We start from the raw sequence: 16,684 nt of genomic DNA, 5'->3' as shown, positions 1-16,684 counted from the left end.
AAGCACCTCATTTGTCAATAAAATGAAGACTTGTTTAATGCCTAACGATTCCTGCGATAAACACCTCATTTGACAATTTGCTTCATACATGAAGAATTCATCAATTCAGTGAAGAGAAATGGTTTGAGCATTGGACATGTTTATTTTCTATCCAACTGTTTCTAAGACGTCTTTGACAAACACCTCATTTTTCAGTTGATATGCTTTTCCTCTACAACTATTATGATGTCCAGAACCCTGTCTCTTTATGACAGCAAATTCATCATTTGTTAAAAGGGAATTGTTTCAAATCAGGCCTTGTTTTTGGTACTATGAAGAAAAACACTATAAGGGGAGAAACTATGTCTCTGCTATCGGTAAAAGACTTGACCGGCGGATATACAAGGAATCCGGTTTTAAAAAACGTATCATTCACCCTTGAACCGAATCAAATTGTCGGATTAATCGGGCTGAATGGTGCTGGTAAAAGTACAACAATCAGACACATCATCGGGCTGATGGACCCGCATAAAGGTTCAATCGAATTAAACGGTAAAACGTTTGCTGAGGATCCGGAAGGCTACCGTTCACAATTTACCTATATACCTGAAACACCTGTTTTATACGAAGAATTGACGCTGATGGAGCATCTTGAACTAACAGCCATGGCATATGGACTGTCAAAAGAAACAATGGAGAAAAGGCTGCCTCCGCTACTAAAGGAATTCCGAATGGAAAAGAGGCTGAAGTGGTTCCCGGCCCATTTTTCTAAAGGAATGAAGCAGAAAGTTATGATTATGTGCGCATTTTTGGCAGAGCCTGCGCTCTACATTATTGATGAGCCTTTTCTAGGGCTTGATCCGCTTGCCATTAACGCGCTGCTTGAACGGATGAATGAAGCGAAAAAAGGCGGGGCGAGCGTGCTGATGTCAACACACATTTTGGCAACGGCAGAACGCTATTGCGATTCGTTTATTATTTTACATAACGGCGAGGTGCGGGCGCGCGGCACGCTGTCAGAGCTCAGAGAGCAGTTTGGAATGAAGGACGCGGCGCTGGACGATTTGTATCTTGAGCTTACAAAGGAAGACGCTGGCCATGAATAATATGCTTGATATTTGGCAGTCGCGGCTGCAGGAGCATATCAAAGAAACAAGAACATACATGAAATATATGCTCAATGATCACCTCGTCATTGTTTTGATTTTTTTTCTAGCGGGCGCTGCAAGCTGGTACAGCAAATGGATACGGGACATTCCCGCTCACTTTCCATCCTTTTGGGTGATGGCCGTGCTGTTTTCGCTCGTGTTGACAAGCTCTTATGTGCGAACGCTTTTGAAGGAGGCTGACCTTGTTTTCTTATTGCCTCTTGAAGCAAAAATGGAGCCTTACTTGAAGCAGGCGTTTGTCTACAGCTATGTGTCTCAGCTGTTTCCGCTTATTGCGCTGAGCATCGTTGCGATGCCGCTTTATTTCGCAGTCACACCGGGGGCTTCGCTCGTATCGTATGCCGCGGTCTTTGTCCAACTGTTGCTGCTGAAAGCGTGGAATCAGGTAATGGAATGGCGAACGACTTTCCAAAACGACCGCAGCATGAAACGGATGGACGTCATCATTCGCTTTGCGGCGAATACACTCGTTCTTTATTTTGTTTTCCAATCTGTTTATATGTATGCGCTTCTCGTCTATGTCATTATGGCTGTTCTTTATCTGTATATGTCTTCCGCAGCAAAACGGAAAACATTTAAATGGGAAAGCCATATTGAGTCCGAATTGAGACGAAAGCAGCGTTTCTATCGGATTGCCAACCTGTTTACTGATGTGCCGCATTTGCGAAAGCAAGCCAAACGCAGAGCTTATCTCGACTTTTTGCTGCGGCTTGTGCCGTTTGAACAGCGCAAAACATTTGCCTATATGTTCACCCGCGCCTTTTTGCGTTCGAGCGATTATTTGGGCATTCTTGTCAGATTAACGATCGTTTTCGCGCTGATCATTATGTATGTCTCAGCTAGCCCGCTGATTGCAGCGGTTTTGACTGTGTTTGCCATTTTCATTACGGGCATTCAGCTTCTGCCGCTCTTCGGCCACTTTGACCATCTGGCGCTTCAAGAGCTGTACCCTGTGAAAAAAGAAACAAAGCTGAAAAGCTATTTCTCTCTATTAAAAACTGCACTTAGTATTCAAGCGCTGCTGATGTCTGTTGCATCTGCCTATGCAGCCGGCTTGACCGGTTTTCTGTACGCGCTGATCGGTTCTGCCGTTCTGATTTTTGTTGTTTTGCCTGCTTATATGACAACCAGGCTGAAAAAGCACGGAAAGCTGTGAACTGAAAAGAGGTAATCAAATGACAGATAATCAGCTGCTGATGCAGGAAGCTTTGGACTGGAAAATGCATTTTTTGCGAAAGGATTCCATGTTTGAACGCTTTTCGAAGCGTGTCCAGACGAAGGTGAATGAACGGATTCCTGAGAAAATCCATACGGTCGTCACCGAGAGTGTGAAAAAAATGGTAGAAGCGACAATGGCCGGCTCCAATATCATTACTTATAAAAAGGATACAAGTGCACTGTCGCTCAGTGAAAAAAACGAATTGGCGAAAAAAACGATTGTTTCTTATCAGAAAGTGGCAGCTGCTGAGGGAGTCGGCACCGGAGCGGGCGGCATTTTTTTAGGCATTGCTGATTTTCCGCTGCTGCTTTCAATTAAGATGAAGTGTTTATTTACCTTGTCTTCCATTTACGGCTTTGATGTGAAAGATGCACAAGAAAGAATGTTCTTGCTGCTCGTGTTTCAGCTTGCATTTTCGAGTGACGATGGCCGTAAATCGCTTTTTTCTGTCATCGAAAATTGGGAGACGGAGAAAAAGAGCATCGACTGGAGAGTGTTCCAGCAGGAATATCGCGATTATATCGACGTCGTGAAGCTTTTTCAGCTTTTGCCGGGTGTAGGAGCGGCAGTCGGCGGAATTGCCAATTATAAGCTGCTTGCTCAGCTTGGAGAAACGGCAAGACATGTTTTTCATCTGAGGATATTAAAGGAAACAGCCGGAGAATAAACACTCCGGCTGTTTTTTTATAGCTGATGATAGGTGATCGCAGCGCCGGCAAGGACCTTGGCCGCTGTCAGCATGGCTTTTTCGTTGATATCAAATTTCGGATGGTGGTGGGAATAGACTCGCTCTGGCTGTTCGGGAGCGGCGCCTGTAAAGAAAAAAGTGCCCTTCACGTTTTGTAAGTAATAAGCAAAATCCTCGCCGCCCATTTGTGGTTCACCGTCAATGACCTGCAGAACGCCCTCGGTATTCTTTGCGGTGCTCACCAAGTGGTTCGTTTCTGCAGGATGGTTCACAACCGCTGGATAACCCTGTTCATAGGTGTACTCATAGGACGCGCCGTGCATGCTGCATATTCCTTTTACAACCGCTTCAATTTCTTTCTCCAGAATGTCCCGGACATTTTCATCAAAAGAACGCGCTGTGCCGATGAGTACTGCTTGGTCTGCGATGACATTAAACGGATTGTCGGCGATGAAGGAGCCTGTCGAAATGACGGCGGATTGAATCGGATTGACTTTGCGGCTGACAATGTGCTGCAAAGAGGAAACGATTTGCGAACCGATCAGGACGGCGTCTTTTGTATCATGCGGATGAGCGCCGTGGCCGCCCTTTCCGAAGACTTTAATCGTAAATCGGTCCGCCGCCGCCATGACGGCACCGGGGCGGCAAAGAATGGTTCCGAGCGGCTCAGTTGCCCAAAGATGAGTGCCGAATATCACATCCGCGTTTTCGAGACAGCCGTCATCAATCATTGGCTTTGCGCCTCCCGGATAATATTCTTCTGCATGCTGGTGGATCATCACAAAAGTTCCCTTCAGTTCATGTCTGTTTTGGTGAAGGACCTTGGCCACTGCGAGAAGAGCTGCGGTGTGGCCGTCGTGGCCGCATGCATGCATGACACCAGGCACTTTGGAGGCGTAAGGGACATCTTTTTCATCTTGAATGGGGAGAGCGTCAAAGTCGGCCCTCAAAGCGACTGTAGGGCCGGGTTCGCTTCCTTCTATATATGCTAAAACCCCTCTGCCGCCAACGTTTGTGCGGATTGGGACTCCTAACGATTCATAATAGGAAGCAATAAATGCGGCGGTTTTTTCTTCTTGAAATGAGAGCTCAGGATACATATGAAAATGGCGCCTGATCTCAACCATTTCTTCAAAACAGCCGTCGAGCTGTTTGTTTATCTCTTTCTGCAGTGTGGATATGGACAAAGCCGCTTCCCCCTTTTCTATGCTTTTCCATGATTGTATAGAAAAAGTCTGAATATTTCAACTCATGCTGTTTCAAAGCATCATCACAGCTGCGAGGGTTGTCACCAAAAGGCCAATCGCGACGGGAATGAAGTTTTTTCTGGCAAGCTCAAAAGGATCAACTTTGCAAATGGCCGCGGCGGGAATCAACGCCCATGGGACCAGTGTGCCTCCGCCCACCCAGATGGCAGAGATTTGTCCGAGCGCGGTCAGAACGGCGGGATCGGCATGGAGAGCGGACGAAAAGAGCTTTGCGATGGAGCCGGCGAGAGAAATGCCAGAAAATCCTGAGCCGTCAAGGCCTGTTATGGCTCCAGCGGCAGTTAATGCAGCGGCGGCAAGCTCCTTTGACATAGGCATCATATGGGATAAAGCAATGCCAAGATCGTTGACAATGCCGTGGGAACCTTTAGGGAGTGAAGTGCCCAGTATGCTTTCATAGCCTGAGTCGCCAAGATAAAAGAAAGCGGCAATCGGGATGACGGGGCCGAAAACCTTAAAACCGAACTTAAATCCGTCAATAAAATAGCCGGTGATTTTTTCAAGCCCTTTATGCTTATACACGAAAAAATGAACGGTAAAGAGGATACAAATTGCAGACCCGCCAATTAACGCGGTTGCATCATTTCCTTGTAGGTTAAACAAGAGCATGCAGGCGATATCTGCAAGAAAGGCAAGCGGAATCAAAAAAGCCAGTATGGACCGCAGGCGTTTTGGCAAGTACAGCGAGTTGTCTTGTTCGCCGGAAAGAACGGGGGAAAAAGAAGCGGGATGCTCCTGTTTTTTGCGTTCGCGCTGAATCATGATAAAGGCAGCAGTTGTTGTTGTCACACCCATAATCAGCACAAGCGGAATGCTGGCCGAGACGACATCACCGACTGGAATGCCTGCTGCATCCGCAGTCAGCTTTGGCGCCGCTTGAATGACAAAGTCTCCTGACAGGGCAAAACCGTGTCCGAATAAGTTCATGGCCATGGCCGCGGCAAGAGGCGTCAAACCGGCACGTGCGGCTGCGGGGAGCAGGACGGCGCCGATCAAAGCGACACCCGGAGAAGGCCAGAAGAAGAGAGAAATGGCGAACATCAGGCCGCCAATCAGCCAATAGGCAGTCACAGGACCTCTCACAAGGCTTGCAAAGGGAGAAATCATCGCTTCATTTATCCCTGTTTTTGTTAACAAATCACTCATCGAAACGATAAAGCAAATGATGAAAATCGTGGGCAGCAGTTCGCCGGCCGCATAGATAAAGCTGTGGAATAAACTGCTGACAGAAGCTGAAAGTGAATGGCTGGACCATAGCGATATGATAAAAATGCCGAATAGAGAAATAAATGTCGTGTCTTTTCTCAGCAGCATAAATAGGATAATTGCTCCGATAAAAAACACATACAGAACATGGACAGACAAAATCCCGACTTCCATCATCGATCACTCCTTCCGCTTACAGATTATTCATAGGCGGGCGGAAGGTGCCGGGACAGAGGGGAGGGTTATGATGGAAGATGAACATTGATCTGTTTCAGCTGCTCAATCAGATGATGCCTTAATCCTCTATTCGCTTTTTGCAGATGTTTTGGGAAGCATTCAGGAGAAAAAATGACGCACCCTTCAGCAAGCCAGTTTTTTCTATAGGCGATGATGCTTTCCGATGGCTCTATATGAGTTATCCTCGTGCTGCATCTCGTAATCATCAAATCCGAACTGAAAACCGCAGCACGGGCAGATTTCATGAGAATGATTGCCTTCATGATCATATGGCGGTTCAGCCAATCCCTTAAACCCGCAGACTGGGCAAGTATGCTTCATTTTGCTTTCCTCCCAATAAAATAAGCTGCCGGACATGCCGGCAGCTATTCGACAGCGAAATATGTGGTGACATAGGAAGGCCGGGAGAAGATCGACGTTGTGTCAATTCCGGCAGATGTATCGCGTTTTTTGTGGGCTTCTTTGTAAGAACCGGACTGCTGCCAGTCTTGAAAGGCGCTTTCCGTTTCCCACAAGGTCAGAATGACATAGGTGTCACTGTCAAGCGGACGGAGCACTCGAATTGCTTCAAAGCCAGGCTCGTTTTCGACTTTTCCCGCTCTGTTTTTAAATCTGTTTTCAAACAGCGGACGCCCTTCCTGAGTGACGGCAATATTGTTCAATACTGCAAAACCGGGATGTTTGATCTCTCCGACTTGGTCAATGACTTCATAAGCGTGTGGTGCCTGGAAAACGGTATCTCCGTTTGTTTCATGAATCAAAATGGCGTTTTCCTGCCCCTGCATCAAAAGGATATTTTCTGAGGGATGCTTCTCTACGATCGTTTTTAAAAAATCGGCTGTCCCATATGTAATATAAACCTTCATATCAGCCACCTCCTGCTTGCTAGTATATCAAAACAATGGTATAAGTTTCTATTGGCGAGTGCTTCGAACATAATTCCAAACAATTTTTCCCATACTACCTTTAGAAAGGCGAGGTGAGTTCATGTTTAAGATAAAGAAAAAGAAACTTTTTATACCTATCATTATTTTAGTGTTAACTGCTTTTCTCGCTTTAATAGGATATATTTCAATTATTTTTCTCGGCCATTATGTCATAGATGAAAAGAAGCTGATACTTCATGCTTCTTCAAAAATTGTTGATCAAAACGGAGATGAGGTTGCAAGCCTGTATACAGAAAATCGCGAACCGGTCTCGATCAATGAGATTCCAAAGCAGGTCAGAGAAGCGTTTATCGCTGTTGAGGATAAAAGGTTCTATGAGCATCACGGCATTGATGCAAAATCTGTCGGAAGGGCAGTGTATCGCGATATATTAGCAGGCGGAAAGGTGGAAGGCGGAAGCACGATCACCCAGCAGCTTGCCAAAAATATTTTTCTGACACATGACAAAACGTTTCTAAGAAAAACAAAAGAAGTGATCATTGCGATTAATCTTGAACGGGATTACAGCAAGGACAAGCTGCTGGAAATGTATTTAAACCAGCTTTACTTCGGACACGGGGTCTACGGCATACAAGCGGCGTCCCACTATTATTTTAATAAAGAAGTAAAAGATTTGACTTTATCTGAAGGCGCTGTTTTGGCCGCTATTCCGAAGGCGCCTTCTACGTACTCTCCGATTTTGCACCCTGATAAAAATAAGGAGCGGCGTGATACAATTCTAGGCATGATGAATGACCAAGGCTATATTAGTGCGAAAGAGGCTGTCACCGCGCAGGGCCGGACGCTTGGACTGCATGTGAAGAAACAGTCGGAAACACCTTGGTTTGACAGCTACATTGACCTTGTGATCAAAGAGGCGGAAGACAAGTATTCCATTTCCGGAGAGCAGCTTCTTCAAGGCGGATACACGATCAAGGTGCCGCTCGATTCGAAGCTGCAGAAGACGGCTTACCAGGTGATGAAAGAGGGAAGCTATTATCCCGGAACAGATCAGAATGCCGAGGGAAGCGCGGTATTTATTAATAACAAGACAGGCGGTGTAGAAGCGGCCATCGGCGGAAGGGATTACACATCCAAAGGATATAACCGTGTCACAGCTGTCCGCCAGCCGGGTTCCACATTTAAGCCGCTTGCTGTATACGGACCGGCGATGCAGGAAAAGAAATTTAAGCCATATTCTCTATTGAAGGATGAGTTGCAGTCCTACGGAGATTATACGCCGAAAAACTACGACAGCCGGTATGAGGGCGAAGTCACTATGTCTGACGCCATTACGTATAGCAAAAACGCGCCGGCTGTCTGGACGCTGAATGAGATCGGCGTCGAAACAGGAAAATCTTATTTGAAAGCAAACGGCATTGATATCCCTGATGAAGGCCTTGCTCTCGCTCTAGGAGGCTTGGAAAAAGGCGTTTCGCCGCTCCAGCTTGCCGGCGCGTTTCATACATTTGCCGCGAATGGAACGTATACTGAACCCTTCTTTATCTCGAGCATAATAGATGAAGACGGAGAAACAATAGCCGATCATAAAGAAGAAGGAAAGCGGGTTTTCAACAAGCAGACGTCTTGGAATATGACGAGAATGCTGCAGCAGGTAGTCAAAAAGGGAACGGCCACGTCCGGCACCTATCACGGCGACCTGGCGGGAAAAACAGGTTCTACATCTTATACAGGCGTCTCCGGTGCGACAAAGGACGCCTGGTTTGCAGGCTATACGCCGAAAATAACCGGGGCAGTCTGGATGGGCTATGACAAAACGGATCAAAACCATTATTTGAAAGCCGGGAGCTCATACCCGACGCGGCTGTTTAAGGATATTTTGACACAGGCAGGAGAAACCGGTCATGTGTTCACAAAGCCTAAAAACGTTAAAGACCTGGAAAGCCCGATTGAGCTGAAGCCGGTCAAAACACTCACAGCCGATTACACATTTAAAGCAGCGGGACTCTTTACTATTGAATTAAAGTGGGACGCTCAAGAGGATGATCGGGCCGTATACAGAATTTATGTAAACAAGGACGGCGAGGAGACGCTTCTTGATTCGGTTGAAGGGAAGGGAAGCTATGAAATTCCTTATGCCAACTTATTTTCGGGCGCGTCTTATAAAATTGTGCCTTATAATACACAGACAAAAAGAGAAGGGGAAGGAACCGATTACGTTCAGCCAAAATTGTTTTCCTCTTAATGGAATTCGGCGATTTTTTGAACTTTGAGCTACATTTCTATACCATTTGCCTAAAACAAGGTATAGTGTAATAAGTCAAGAAATACGAACGTATGGTTGCCGTATGAAAGGTGGAAATCAGATGAGTAAACGAGAAACGTTTAACGAGACGTTTTTAAAAGCTGCGCGGGGAGAAAAAGCGGATCACACGCCTGTGTGGTATATGAGGCAAGCAGGGCGCTCACAGCCGGAATACCGCAAGCTGAAGGAAAAGTACGGATTGTTTGAGATCACACATCAGCCCGAACTTTGTGCGTATGTCACAAGACTGCCGGTTGAGCAATACGGAGTCGATGCTGCAATCCTTTATAAAGATATCATGACGCCGCTGCCGTCAATCGGTGTGGATGTTGAAATCAAAAACGGGATCGGTCCTGTGATTGATCAGCCAATCCGGTCTCTGGCGGACATTGAAAAACTCGGCCAAATTGATCCGGAACAGGACGTGCCGTACGTGCTTGAGACAATTAAACTGCTTGTCAATGAGCAGCTGAACGTCCCGCTCATCGGTTTCTCAGGTGCGCCTTTTACGCTTGCAAGCTATATGATCGAAGGCGGCCCGTCGAAAAACTACAATAAAACAAAAGCCTTCATGTACAGCATGCCAGATGCATGGAATCTGCTGATGTCCAAGCTTGCCGACATGATCATCGTGTACGTGAAAGCGCAGATTAAGGCAGGCGCAAAAGCGATTCAAATCTTTGATTCGTGGGTCGGCGCATTGAATCAGGCAGATTACAGAACATACATCAAACCCGTAATGAACCGGATTTTTTCAGAGCTCGCAAAGGAGAATGTGCCGCTGATCATGTTTGGCGTTGGCGCAAGCCATCTTGCAGGTGATTGGCATGACCTTCCTCTCGATGTTGTCGGGCTTGACTGGAGACTCGGCATTGATGAAGCCAGATCAAAAGGAATTACTAAAACAGTGCAGGGCAACCTGGACCCGTCCATTTTGCTTGCGCCATGGGAAGTCATTGAGCAGAAAACGAAGGAAATACTTAATCAAGGTATGAAATCAGACGGCTTCATTTTCAATCTTGGCCATGGGGTATTTCCTGATGTCAGTCCCGAGGTTTTGAAAAAACTGACAGCATTTGTCCATGAATATTCACAAAACAAAAAAATGGGTCAATATTCCTAAGCATATCTTTTGGTATCTTAATGATATCCTGTCAAAATGTTTGTATCAGATCATTAAAGAGGGTGTAAACAGTGAGTAGAAAGAAAATGGGGCTTCTCGTGATGGCGTACGGCACGCCTTATAAGGAAGAAGATATTGAACGTTATTATACACATATCAGAAGAGGCAGAAAGCCTGAGCCTGAAATGCTTCAAGATTTGAAAGACAGATACGAAGCGATTGGCGGCATTTCACCGCTTGCCAAAATCACAGAAGAGCAGGCGCATAATCTGGAACAGCACTTGAATGAAATTCAGGATGAGATTACGTTTAAAGCGTATATCGGACTGAAGCATATCGAGCCGTTTATTGAAGACGCCGTAGCAGAGATGCATAAGGATGGCATTACAGAAGCAGTCAGCATCGTGCTGGCGCCGCATTTCTCCACGTTCAGCGTTCAGTCCTACAACAAACGTGCCAAAGAAGAGGCTGAAAAACTCGGCGGCTTAACGATTACGTCAGTTGAAAGCTGGTACGATGAACCGAAGTTCGTGAAATATTGGGTTGACCGAGTAAAGGAAACATATGCGTCAATGCCTGAGGATGAAAGAGAAAACGCAATGCTCATCGTATCCGCACACAGCCTGCCGGAAAAAATCAAAGAATTTGGAGACCCGTACCCGGACCAGCTGCATGAATCGGCGAAATTGATTGCTGAAGGCGCAGGCGTTTCCGAATATGCTGTCGGCTGGCAAAGTGAAGGGAACACGCCTGATCCTTGGCTCGGACCCGATGTTCAGGATTTAACACGTGATTTATTCGAACAAAAAGGCTATCAAGCATTTGTATATGTTCCTGTTGGATTTGTCGCGGATCACTTAGAAGTGCTTTATGATAATGATTATGAATGCAAAGTGGTTACTGACGATATCGGCGCAAGCTATTACCGGCCGGAAATGCCAAATGCCAAGCCTGAATTTATTGATGCTTTGGCAACAGTCGTATTAAAAAAATTAGGACGTTAAAGAAGGCGATGAACATGAGTGACGGCAAAAAACATGTAGTCATCATCGGCGGCGGCATTACCGGTTTAGCCGCCGCCTTCTATATGGAAAAAGAAATCAAAGAAAAGAATCTGCCGCTTGAGCTGACACTTGTTGAGGCAAGTCCGAGAGTCGGCGGGAAAATCCAGACTGTCAAGAAAGACGGCTATATCATCGAAAGAGGGCCAGACTCATTTCTGGAACGAAAGAAAAGCGCCCCGCAGCTTGTTAAAGACTTAGGTCTTGAGCATTTGCTTGTCAACAATGCGACCGGACAATCCTATGTGCTTGTAAACCGCACCCTGCATCCAATGCCGAAGGGCTCCGTAATGGGGATACCGACAAAAATTGCGCCGTTTGTTTCTACGGGTCTGTTTTCCTTGTCCGGGAAGGCGAGAGCTGCTATGGATTTCATCCTGCCTGCAAGCAAAACAAAGGATGATCAGTCATTGGGAGAATTCTTCCGCAGACGTGTCGGAGATGAAGTGGTCGAGAACTTAATCGAGCCGCTACTATCAGGGATCTACGCAGGCGACATTGACAAGCTCAGCCTGATGTCGACATTTCCGCAATTTTACCAGACGGAACAAAAGCATAGAAGCCTGATTCTCGGCATGAAAAAAACAAGGCCTCAAGGCTCAGGCCAGCAGCTGACGGCAAAAAAACAAGGGCAGTTCCAGACTCTGTCAACCGGTTTGCAAACCCTTGTAGAAGAGATCGAAAAGCAGTTAAAGCTGACGAAGGTGTATAAAGGCACAAAAGTGACCAAACTCAGCCATAGCGGCTCTGGCTATTCGCTCGAACTGGATAACGGCGTCACACTTGATGCTGATTCAGTAATTGTGACTGCTCCGCATAAAGCGGCTGCGGGAATGCTTTCTGAGCTTCCTGCCATTTCTCATTTGAAAAATATGCACTCCACATCCGTGGCAAACGTCGCTTTAGGTTTCCCTGAAGGCTCCGTCCAAATGGAGCATGAGGGCACGGGTTTTGTCATTTCAAGAAACAGTGACTTTGCGATCACAGCCTGTACGTGGACGAATAAAAAATGGCCGCACGCAGCGCCGGAAGGCAAAACGCTGCTTCGGGCATATGTCGGAAAAGCCGGAGACGAATCCATTGTCGATCTATCAGATAATGACATTATCAACATTGTGTTAGAAGACTTAAAGAAAGTCATGAACATAAACGGCGAGCCGGAAATGACATGTGTCACCCGATGGCATGAAAGCATGCCGCAGTACCATGTCGGCCATAAGCAGCGTATCAAGGAGCTGCGTGAAGCACTTGCATCTGCGTATCCGGGTGTTTATATGACAGGCGCTTCTTTTGAAGGTGTCGGCATTCCCGACTGCATTGATCAAGGAAAAGCTGCCGTGTCTGACGCGCTTACCTATTTATTCAGCTAAAACCTCCGCTTTATCGCGGAGGTTTTTTTGATGTTCAATGGCAATATTGTGTAAAAAAATGATTGAATTGAACGGCAGGTTATGATACATTTGCATATGTACTTAATGACTAAAATGTTCAAACGGTCAGTTTCGAGGTGAATACAATGTCAATAGATCGAAAAAAGCTCATTTTGGAGGCGGCTACAAAGTCTTTCACGCAGTTCGGGTATAAAGCGACGACAATGGATCTTGTCGCAAAACTTGCGAACGTGGGGAAGGGAACCATTTATACTTTTTTCAAAAACAAAGAAGAGCTGTTTGACGAGATTTTCACTACTTTATTAAAGGAAATGAAGCAAAAAGCGGATGAAGCGATGGAGCCGAACCTTCCGTTCCATGAAAATGTGCACAGAGCGCTGTTTGCCATTCTGGAGTTCAGGAAAACACATCAGCTGACGATTAAAATTTTCCAAGAGAATGCCGAGATTGGTACAATGGCTGTTCAGGAAGTGATCCAGAAAATGGAGCGAGCCATACTGTCTTATATCAAAAGTAAGATTGAAGACGGGATCAAAAGCGGCGCAATCAAGCCGTGCGACCCTGAACTGACAGCCTTTGTGATGCTGAAGCTTTATATCGCGCTCATTTTTGACTGGGAAAAACAACACCCCCCGCTTGATAAAGAGACAATTGCGGGACTGCTTGAATTGTATGTTGTCAAAGGATTGTCAGCGAACTAGATAATCCTTTCTCTTTGCAAGAAAATGACCATTTTTCATGATGAGTCAGTTTTAGAATGGAGGCATCAGGATGAACACAATACGAAGTCAGTGGAAAGACATCGTAACAAGTAAAAAATTATTGATTCCCATCATCGCCATTTTGTTTGTCCCGCTTATTTACAGCGGCGTATTCTTAAAGGCTTATTGGGACCCGTACGGCACAGTTGACCAGCTGCCTGTCGTTGTCGTCAACCAAGACAAGGGAGCAACGTATGAAGGAGAAAAACTTCAAATTGGTGATGATCTGGTCAAAGAATTAAAGGATAATAACAACTTTGATTGGCATTTTTCCAATGATCTCGACCAATCGTTAAAGGACTTATTGAATCAAAAATATTATTTAGTTGTCGAGATTCCTGAGGATTTTTCTAAGAATGCCAGCACTGTATTAGACAAAAATCCGAAAAAATTGGATCTGAAATACCACACAAATGCAGGTTCTAACTATGTAGGGGCAACGATCGGCGAAAAAGCGATTGATAAACTGAAAGCCTCTGTTTCAAAAGAAGTGACCGAGCAATATACGAAAGTTATTTTTGATAACTTTAAAGATATCGCAAAAGGTTTGAGCGACGCGAGCAGCGGCGCGAAAAAAATTGATGACGGCACAAAGGATGCGAAAAACGGAAGCGCACAGCTGAAAGAAAATCTGGCGAAGCTGAAGGAAAGCACCGCTACCATCAGTGACAAAACAGCGCAGCTTGCAGATGGAGCGGCTCAGGTGACGAGCGGCATCCAATCACTTGACAGCTCGCTCGGTAAATTCCAGGACAGCAGCAACCAGATTTATGATAAATCTAGTCAACTTGCAGCAGGATCAGGCGAGCTGACAAGCAAGATGAATGAACTTCTTGCCGGACTTCAAAATGTGCAGAAGGGTACGCCTAATCTTACTAACGGGTTGGATCAGCTCAACAGTAAAGTCCAAGAAGGTTCTGAGAAAGCGGCAAAAGCGGAAAAGATCATTAATGCGCTCGATTTAACGAAGCTTGAAACTGCTGTAAACAATCTGGAAAAGTCAGAAACTGCGATGAAGGAATTTAAAAAACAGCTGACTGACTTTGAAAACAGTTTGAAAAACCGTGATCAGGCATTTAAAAATGTCATCAATTCGAGTGACTTCTTAACAGCGGAGCAAAAAAGCCAGTTGATCAATTCTGTTGAAAAGCAGCTTCCGAAAGTTGATGCGCCTGATTTTGATCAAATATTAAGCCAGCTACCTACAGCTGATCAGCTGCCTGACATCGCAACGATAAAAAGCTCTCTTGAAGACGTGAAAGCGCAGGTGGCGCAGGTGAAAGCCATGCCGGAAGCTACATCTAAGCTTTATAACGGCGCAAAAACAATCCAAGATGCGATTGACAGATTAACTGAGGGAGCTGATAAGATATACAATGGTTCTCAGAAGCTGACAGATGGCCAAACTAAACTGACAGCGGGCATCGGTGAATATAATAAGCAGTTCGCAAAAGCAAAAGCGGGCTCAGAGCAATTGGTGACAGGAAGCAGCCAAGTATCCGGCGGATTGTTTAAGCTGTTAGACGGGTCTAAACAGGTCCAAAGCGGATCATCAAAACTTGCAGACGGATCTGCATCACTTGATACAGGTTTAGGCAAGCTATTGGACGGCACAGGAGAGCTGTCTAGTAAGCTGAAGGATGCGGCTGACCAAACAGGAGATATCGATGCTGATGATCAAACATACGGCATGTTTGCGGATCCGGTTAAAACCAAAGATGATGCCATTCATTCCGTTCCTAACTATGGAACAGGGCTGACACCTTATATCCTGTCAATGGGCTTGTATGTCGGCGGCATCATGCTGACGGTTGTCTTCCCGCTGAAGGAAGCGTCAGGACGTCCGAGAAACGGTTTTGAGTGGTTCTTTAGCAAATTCAATGTCATGATGCTTGTAGGAATCATTCAATCATTGATTGTGGCGACGGTTCTTCTATTGGGAATTGGTCTCGAGGTAGAGAGCACGTGGAGATTTTACGTGTTTACGATCATTACGAGTCTCGCTTTCCTGGCGATAATTCAATTTTTGGCTACAACGATGGGCAACCCGGGGCGATTTATCGCAGTCATTATTTTAGTGCTGCAGCTGGGAGCGAGCGGAGGAACCTTCCCGCTTGAATTGCTCCCGAATTTCTATCAGGTCATCCATGGCGCATTGCCGATGACCTACAGCATTAACGGATTCAGAGCGGTCATTTCAAACGGTGACTTTGGCTACATGTGGCAGATGGCCGGCGTCTTAATCGGCATCGCCCTCGTCATGATTGCACTAAGCATTACTTACTTTACAATGTTAAGCCGAAAGGAAGAAACATCAGAAGAACAGCCGGCTTCATAAAGAAAAAGAACTTGTTTCCTTGGAAACAAGTTCTTTTTTTGTTACATTCCCCATTTAATTATCAATCCTGTATAGGTTAATCCGCCGCCAAACCCGAAAAGCAAAACGATTTGATCTTTTTGCAGCTTCCCGGCTTTCACTGCGAGATCGAGCGCCAAAACAATTGAAACCGAAGACGTGTTTCCGTAGTGCTCAACACTAGTGAGCGTTTTTTCAATCGGGAACAGTGTTTTTTCACAAATTGACTCGATCATGCGCAAGTTGGCGCTGTGAGGAACAAACCAATCGAGATCATCGGAGCTGAGTCCTGCTTTATGTAAAAGCCGTTCAAATTCGCCAGGGACGGTTCTTGCGGCCCATTTATATACCTCGCGTCCGTTTTGCACCATTTTTCCAGAACCGACAAGCTGCACACCGTTTATTTCATTTCGCAGTCCGGCACGATACAAAATATCGCCGCTGTTCCCGCTTGTTCCTTGTACAGACGCAAGAAATCCCGGCGTCTCTTCATCTCGTTCCACTAACAGCGCACCCGCGGCATCGCCGAACAGAACGCATGTCGTTCGATCGGTATAATCCGTTACCTTTGATAACGTCTCTCCGGCGATGACGAGAATTTTTTGATGAAGGCCAGATGTGATCAATCCATTTGCCAAATGGAGGCCGTAAGTCAGCCCGGCGCATGTCGCATTAATATCCAGCGCGCCGGTGCTTTCCCAGCCGAAATATTCCTGTATGCGGCATGCTGTACTCGGAAAGGCGTAATCGGATGTGGTTGTGGCAACGAGGATCATATCGACATCATCAAGTGTTCCTTTATAACGGCTCTTGAGATTCTTCACCGCTTCTATGCATAAATCAGAGGTAAATTGATGTTCATCCGCAATCCGGCGTTCTCTCATTCCTGTGCGCTGAACGATCCATTCATCAGAGGTATCAACGATCTTTTCTAAATCTGCATTGGTTAAACGTCTGCTCGGCGCATAGGTGCCGATAGCTGTAATTTTTGCTTTTGACATATGAATCACTCCTTATGGTCAGATTATAACACT

The 16,684-nt window shown here is 45.9% G+C and carries 13 protein-coding genes and 1 pseudogene; 9 read left to right on the top strand and 5 right to left on the bottom strand.

The genetic code is table 11. From position 1 onward, the window contains the following. Positions 1–341: 341 nt before the first annotated feature. From ecsA to BGM23_RS16620, 3 genes are read left to right on the top strand one after another with little or no spacing between them, the layout of a single operon-like run. On the top strand, positions 342–1,085 hold the full coding sequence (gene ecsA / locus BGM23_RS16630; protein WP_003233230.1) for an ABC transporter ATP-binding protein EcsA: 744 nt from the start codon (positions 342–344) through the stop codon (positions 1,083–1,085). After that, complete coding sequence (gene ecsB / locus BGM23_RS16625; RefSeq protein WP_017695369.1) at positions 1,078–2,304, top strand: ABC transporter permease EcsB; 1,227 nt, start codon at positions 1,078–1,080, stop codon at positions 2,302–2,304. The genes ecsA and ecsB overlap by 8 nt, the downstream gene beginning before the upstream one ends. 19 nt (positions 2,305–2,323) lie before the next feature. Beyond that, positions 2,324–3,034 (top strand): EcsC family protein, encoded by a 711-nt coding sequence (locus tag BGM23_RS16620; protein ID WP_029726313.1) that lies wholly within the window; start codon positions 2,324–2,326, stop codon positions 3,032–3,034. 17 nt (positions 3,035–3,051) lie between these two features. Here the strand turns inward: BGM23_RS16620 and sndC are convergent, their stop codons facing one another. The 4 genes and pseudogenes from sndC to hmoB form a co-directional block, all read right to left on the bottom strand. After that, a complete protein-coding gene (sndC, locus tag BGM23_RS16615) occupies positions 3,052–4,242 on the bottom strand; it encodes an N-acetyl amino acid acetylase SndC (protein WP_046664068.1) in 1,191 nt (396 codons plus the stop codon). Between the two features lie 72 nt (positions 4,243–4,314). Further along, positions 4,315–5,706 (bottom strand): hypothetical protein, encoded by a 1,392-nt coding sequence (locus tag BGM23_RS16610; RefSeq protein ID WP_080348079.1) that lies wholly within the window; start codon positions 5,704–5,706, stop codon positions 4,315–4,317. A 65-nt stretch (positions 5,707–5,771) separates the two neighbouring features. After that, positions 5,772–6,087 (bottom strand): annotated as a pseudogene (locus tag BGM23_RS16605) (hypothetical protein). Between the two features lie 44 nt (positions 6,088–6,131). Beyond that, positions 6,132–6,632 (bottom strand): heme-degrading oxygenase HmoB, encoded by a 501-nt coding sequence (gene hmoB / locus BGM23_RS16600; RefSeq protein WP_024572544.1) that lies wholly within the window; start codon positions 6,630–6,632, stop codon positions 6,132–6,134. A gap of 121 nt (positions 6,633–6,753) precedes the next feature. Here hmoB and BGM23_RS16595 point away from each other — a divergent pair, with 121 nt between their 5' ends. The 6 genes from BGM23_RS16595 (at position 6,754) to BGM23_RS16570 (ending at position 15,632) form a co-directional block, all read left to right on the top strand. Further along, positions 6,754–8,898: a transglycosylase domain-containing protein gene (locus BGM23_RS16595; protein ID WP_029726309.1), complete on the top strand. Its 2,145-nt coding sequence runs from the start codon at positions 6,754–6,756 to the stop codon at positions 8,896–8,898. Positions 8,899–9,019: 121 nt separating this feature from the next. Next, complete coding sequence (gene hemE, locus BGM23_RS16590; RefSeq protein ID WP_029726308.1) at positions 9,020–10,081, top strand: uroporphyrinogen decarboxylase; 1,062 nt, start codon at positions 9,020–9,022, stop codon at positions 10,079–10,081. A 71-nt stretch (positions 10,082–10,152) separates the two neighbouring features. Beyond that, on the top strand, positions 10,153–11,085 hold the full coding sequence (gene hemH / locus BGM23_RS16585; protein ID WP_014479346.1) for a ferrochelatase: 933 nt from the start codon (positions 10,153–10,155) through the stop codon (positions 11,083–11,085). A gap of 14 nt (positions 11,086–11,099) precedes the next feature. Further along, positions 11,100–12,512 (top strand): protoporphyrinogen oxidase, encoded by a 1,413-nt coding sequence (hemY, locus tag BGM23_RS16580; protein WP_029726307.1) that lies wholly within the window; start codon positions 11,100–11,102, stop codon positions 12,510–12,512. Between the two features lie 146 nt (positions 12,513–12,658). Beyond that, complete coding sequence (locus BGM23_RS16575) at positions 12,659–13,234, top strand: TetR/AcrR family transcriptional regulator (RefSeq protein WP_014479348.1); 576 nt, start codon at positions 12,659–12,661, stop codon at positions 13,232–13,234. A 70-nt stretch (positions 13,235–13,304) separates the two neighbouring features. After that, entirely contained in the window at positions 13,305–15,632 is a 2,328-nt protein-coding gene (locus BGM23_RS16570; RefSeq protein ID WP_029726305.1) for a YhgE/Pip domain-containing protein, read from the top strand. Between the two features lie 41 nt (positions 15,633–15,673). On the opposite strand, the gene fabHB is transcribed toward BGM23_RS16570, so the two are convergent. Then, positions 15,674–16,651, bottom strand: a complete 978-nt coding sequence (gene fabHB, locus BGM23_RS16565) for a beta-ketoacyl-ACP synthase III FabHB (protein WP_029726304.1) — start codon at positions 16,649–16,651, stop codon at positions 15,674–15,676. Positions 16,652–16,684 lie beyond the last annotated feature (33 nt).

This window comes from Bacillus sp. FJAT-14266 (assembly GCF_001719225.1).
GTDB classification, from domain to species: Bacteria; Bacillota; Bacilli; order Bacillales; family Bacillaceae; genus Bacillus; species Bacillus subtilis.
Note: the sequence above shows the minus strand (reverse complement) of the source record. Positions and strands in the feature narration are given on the sequence as shown.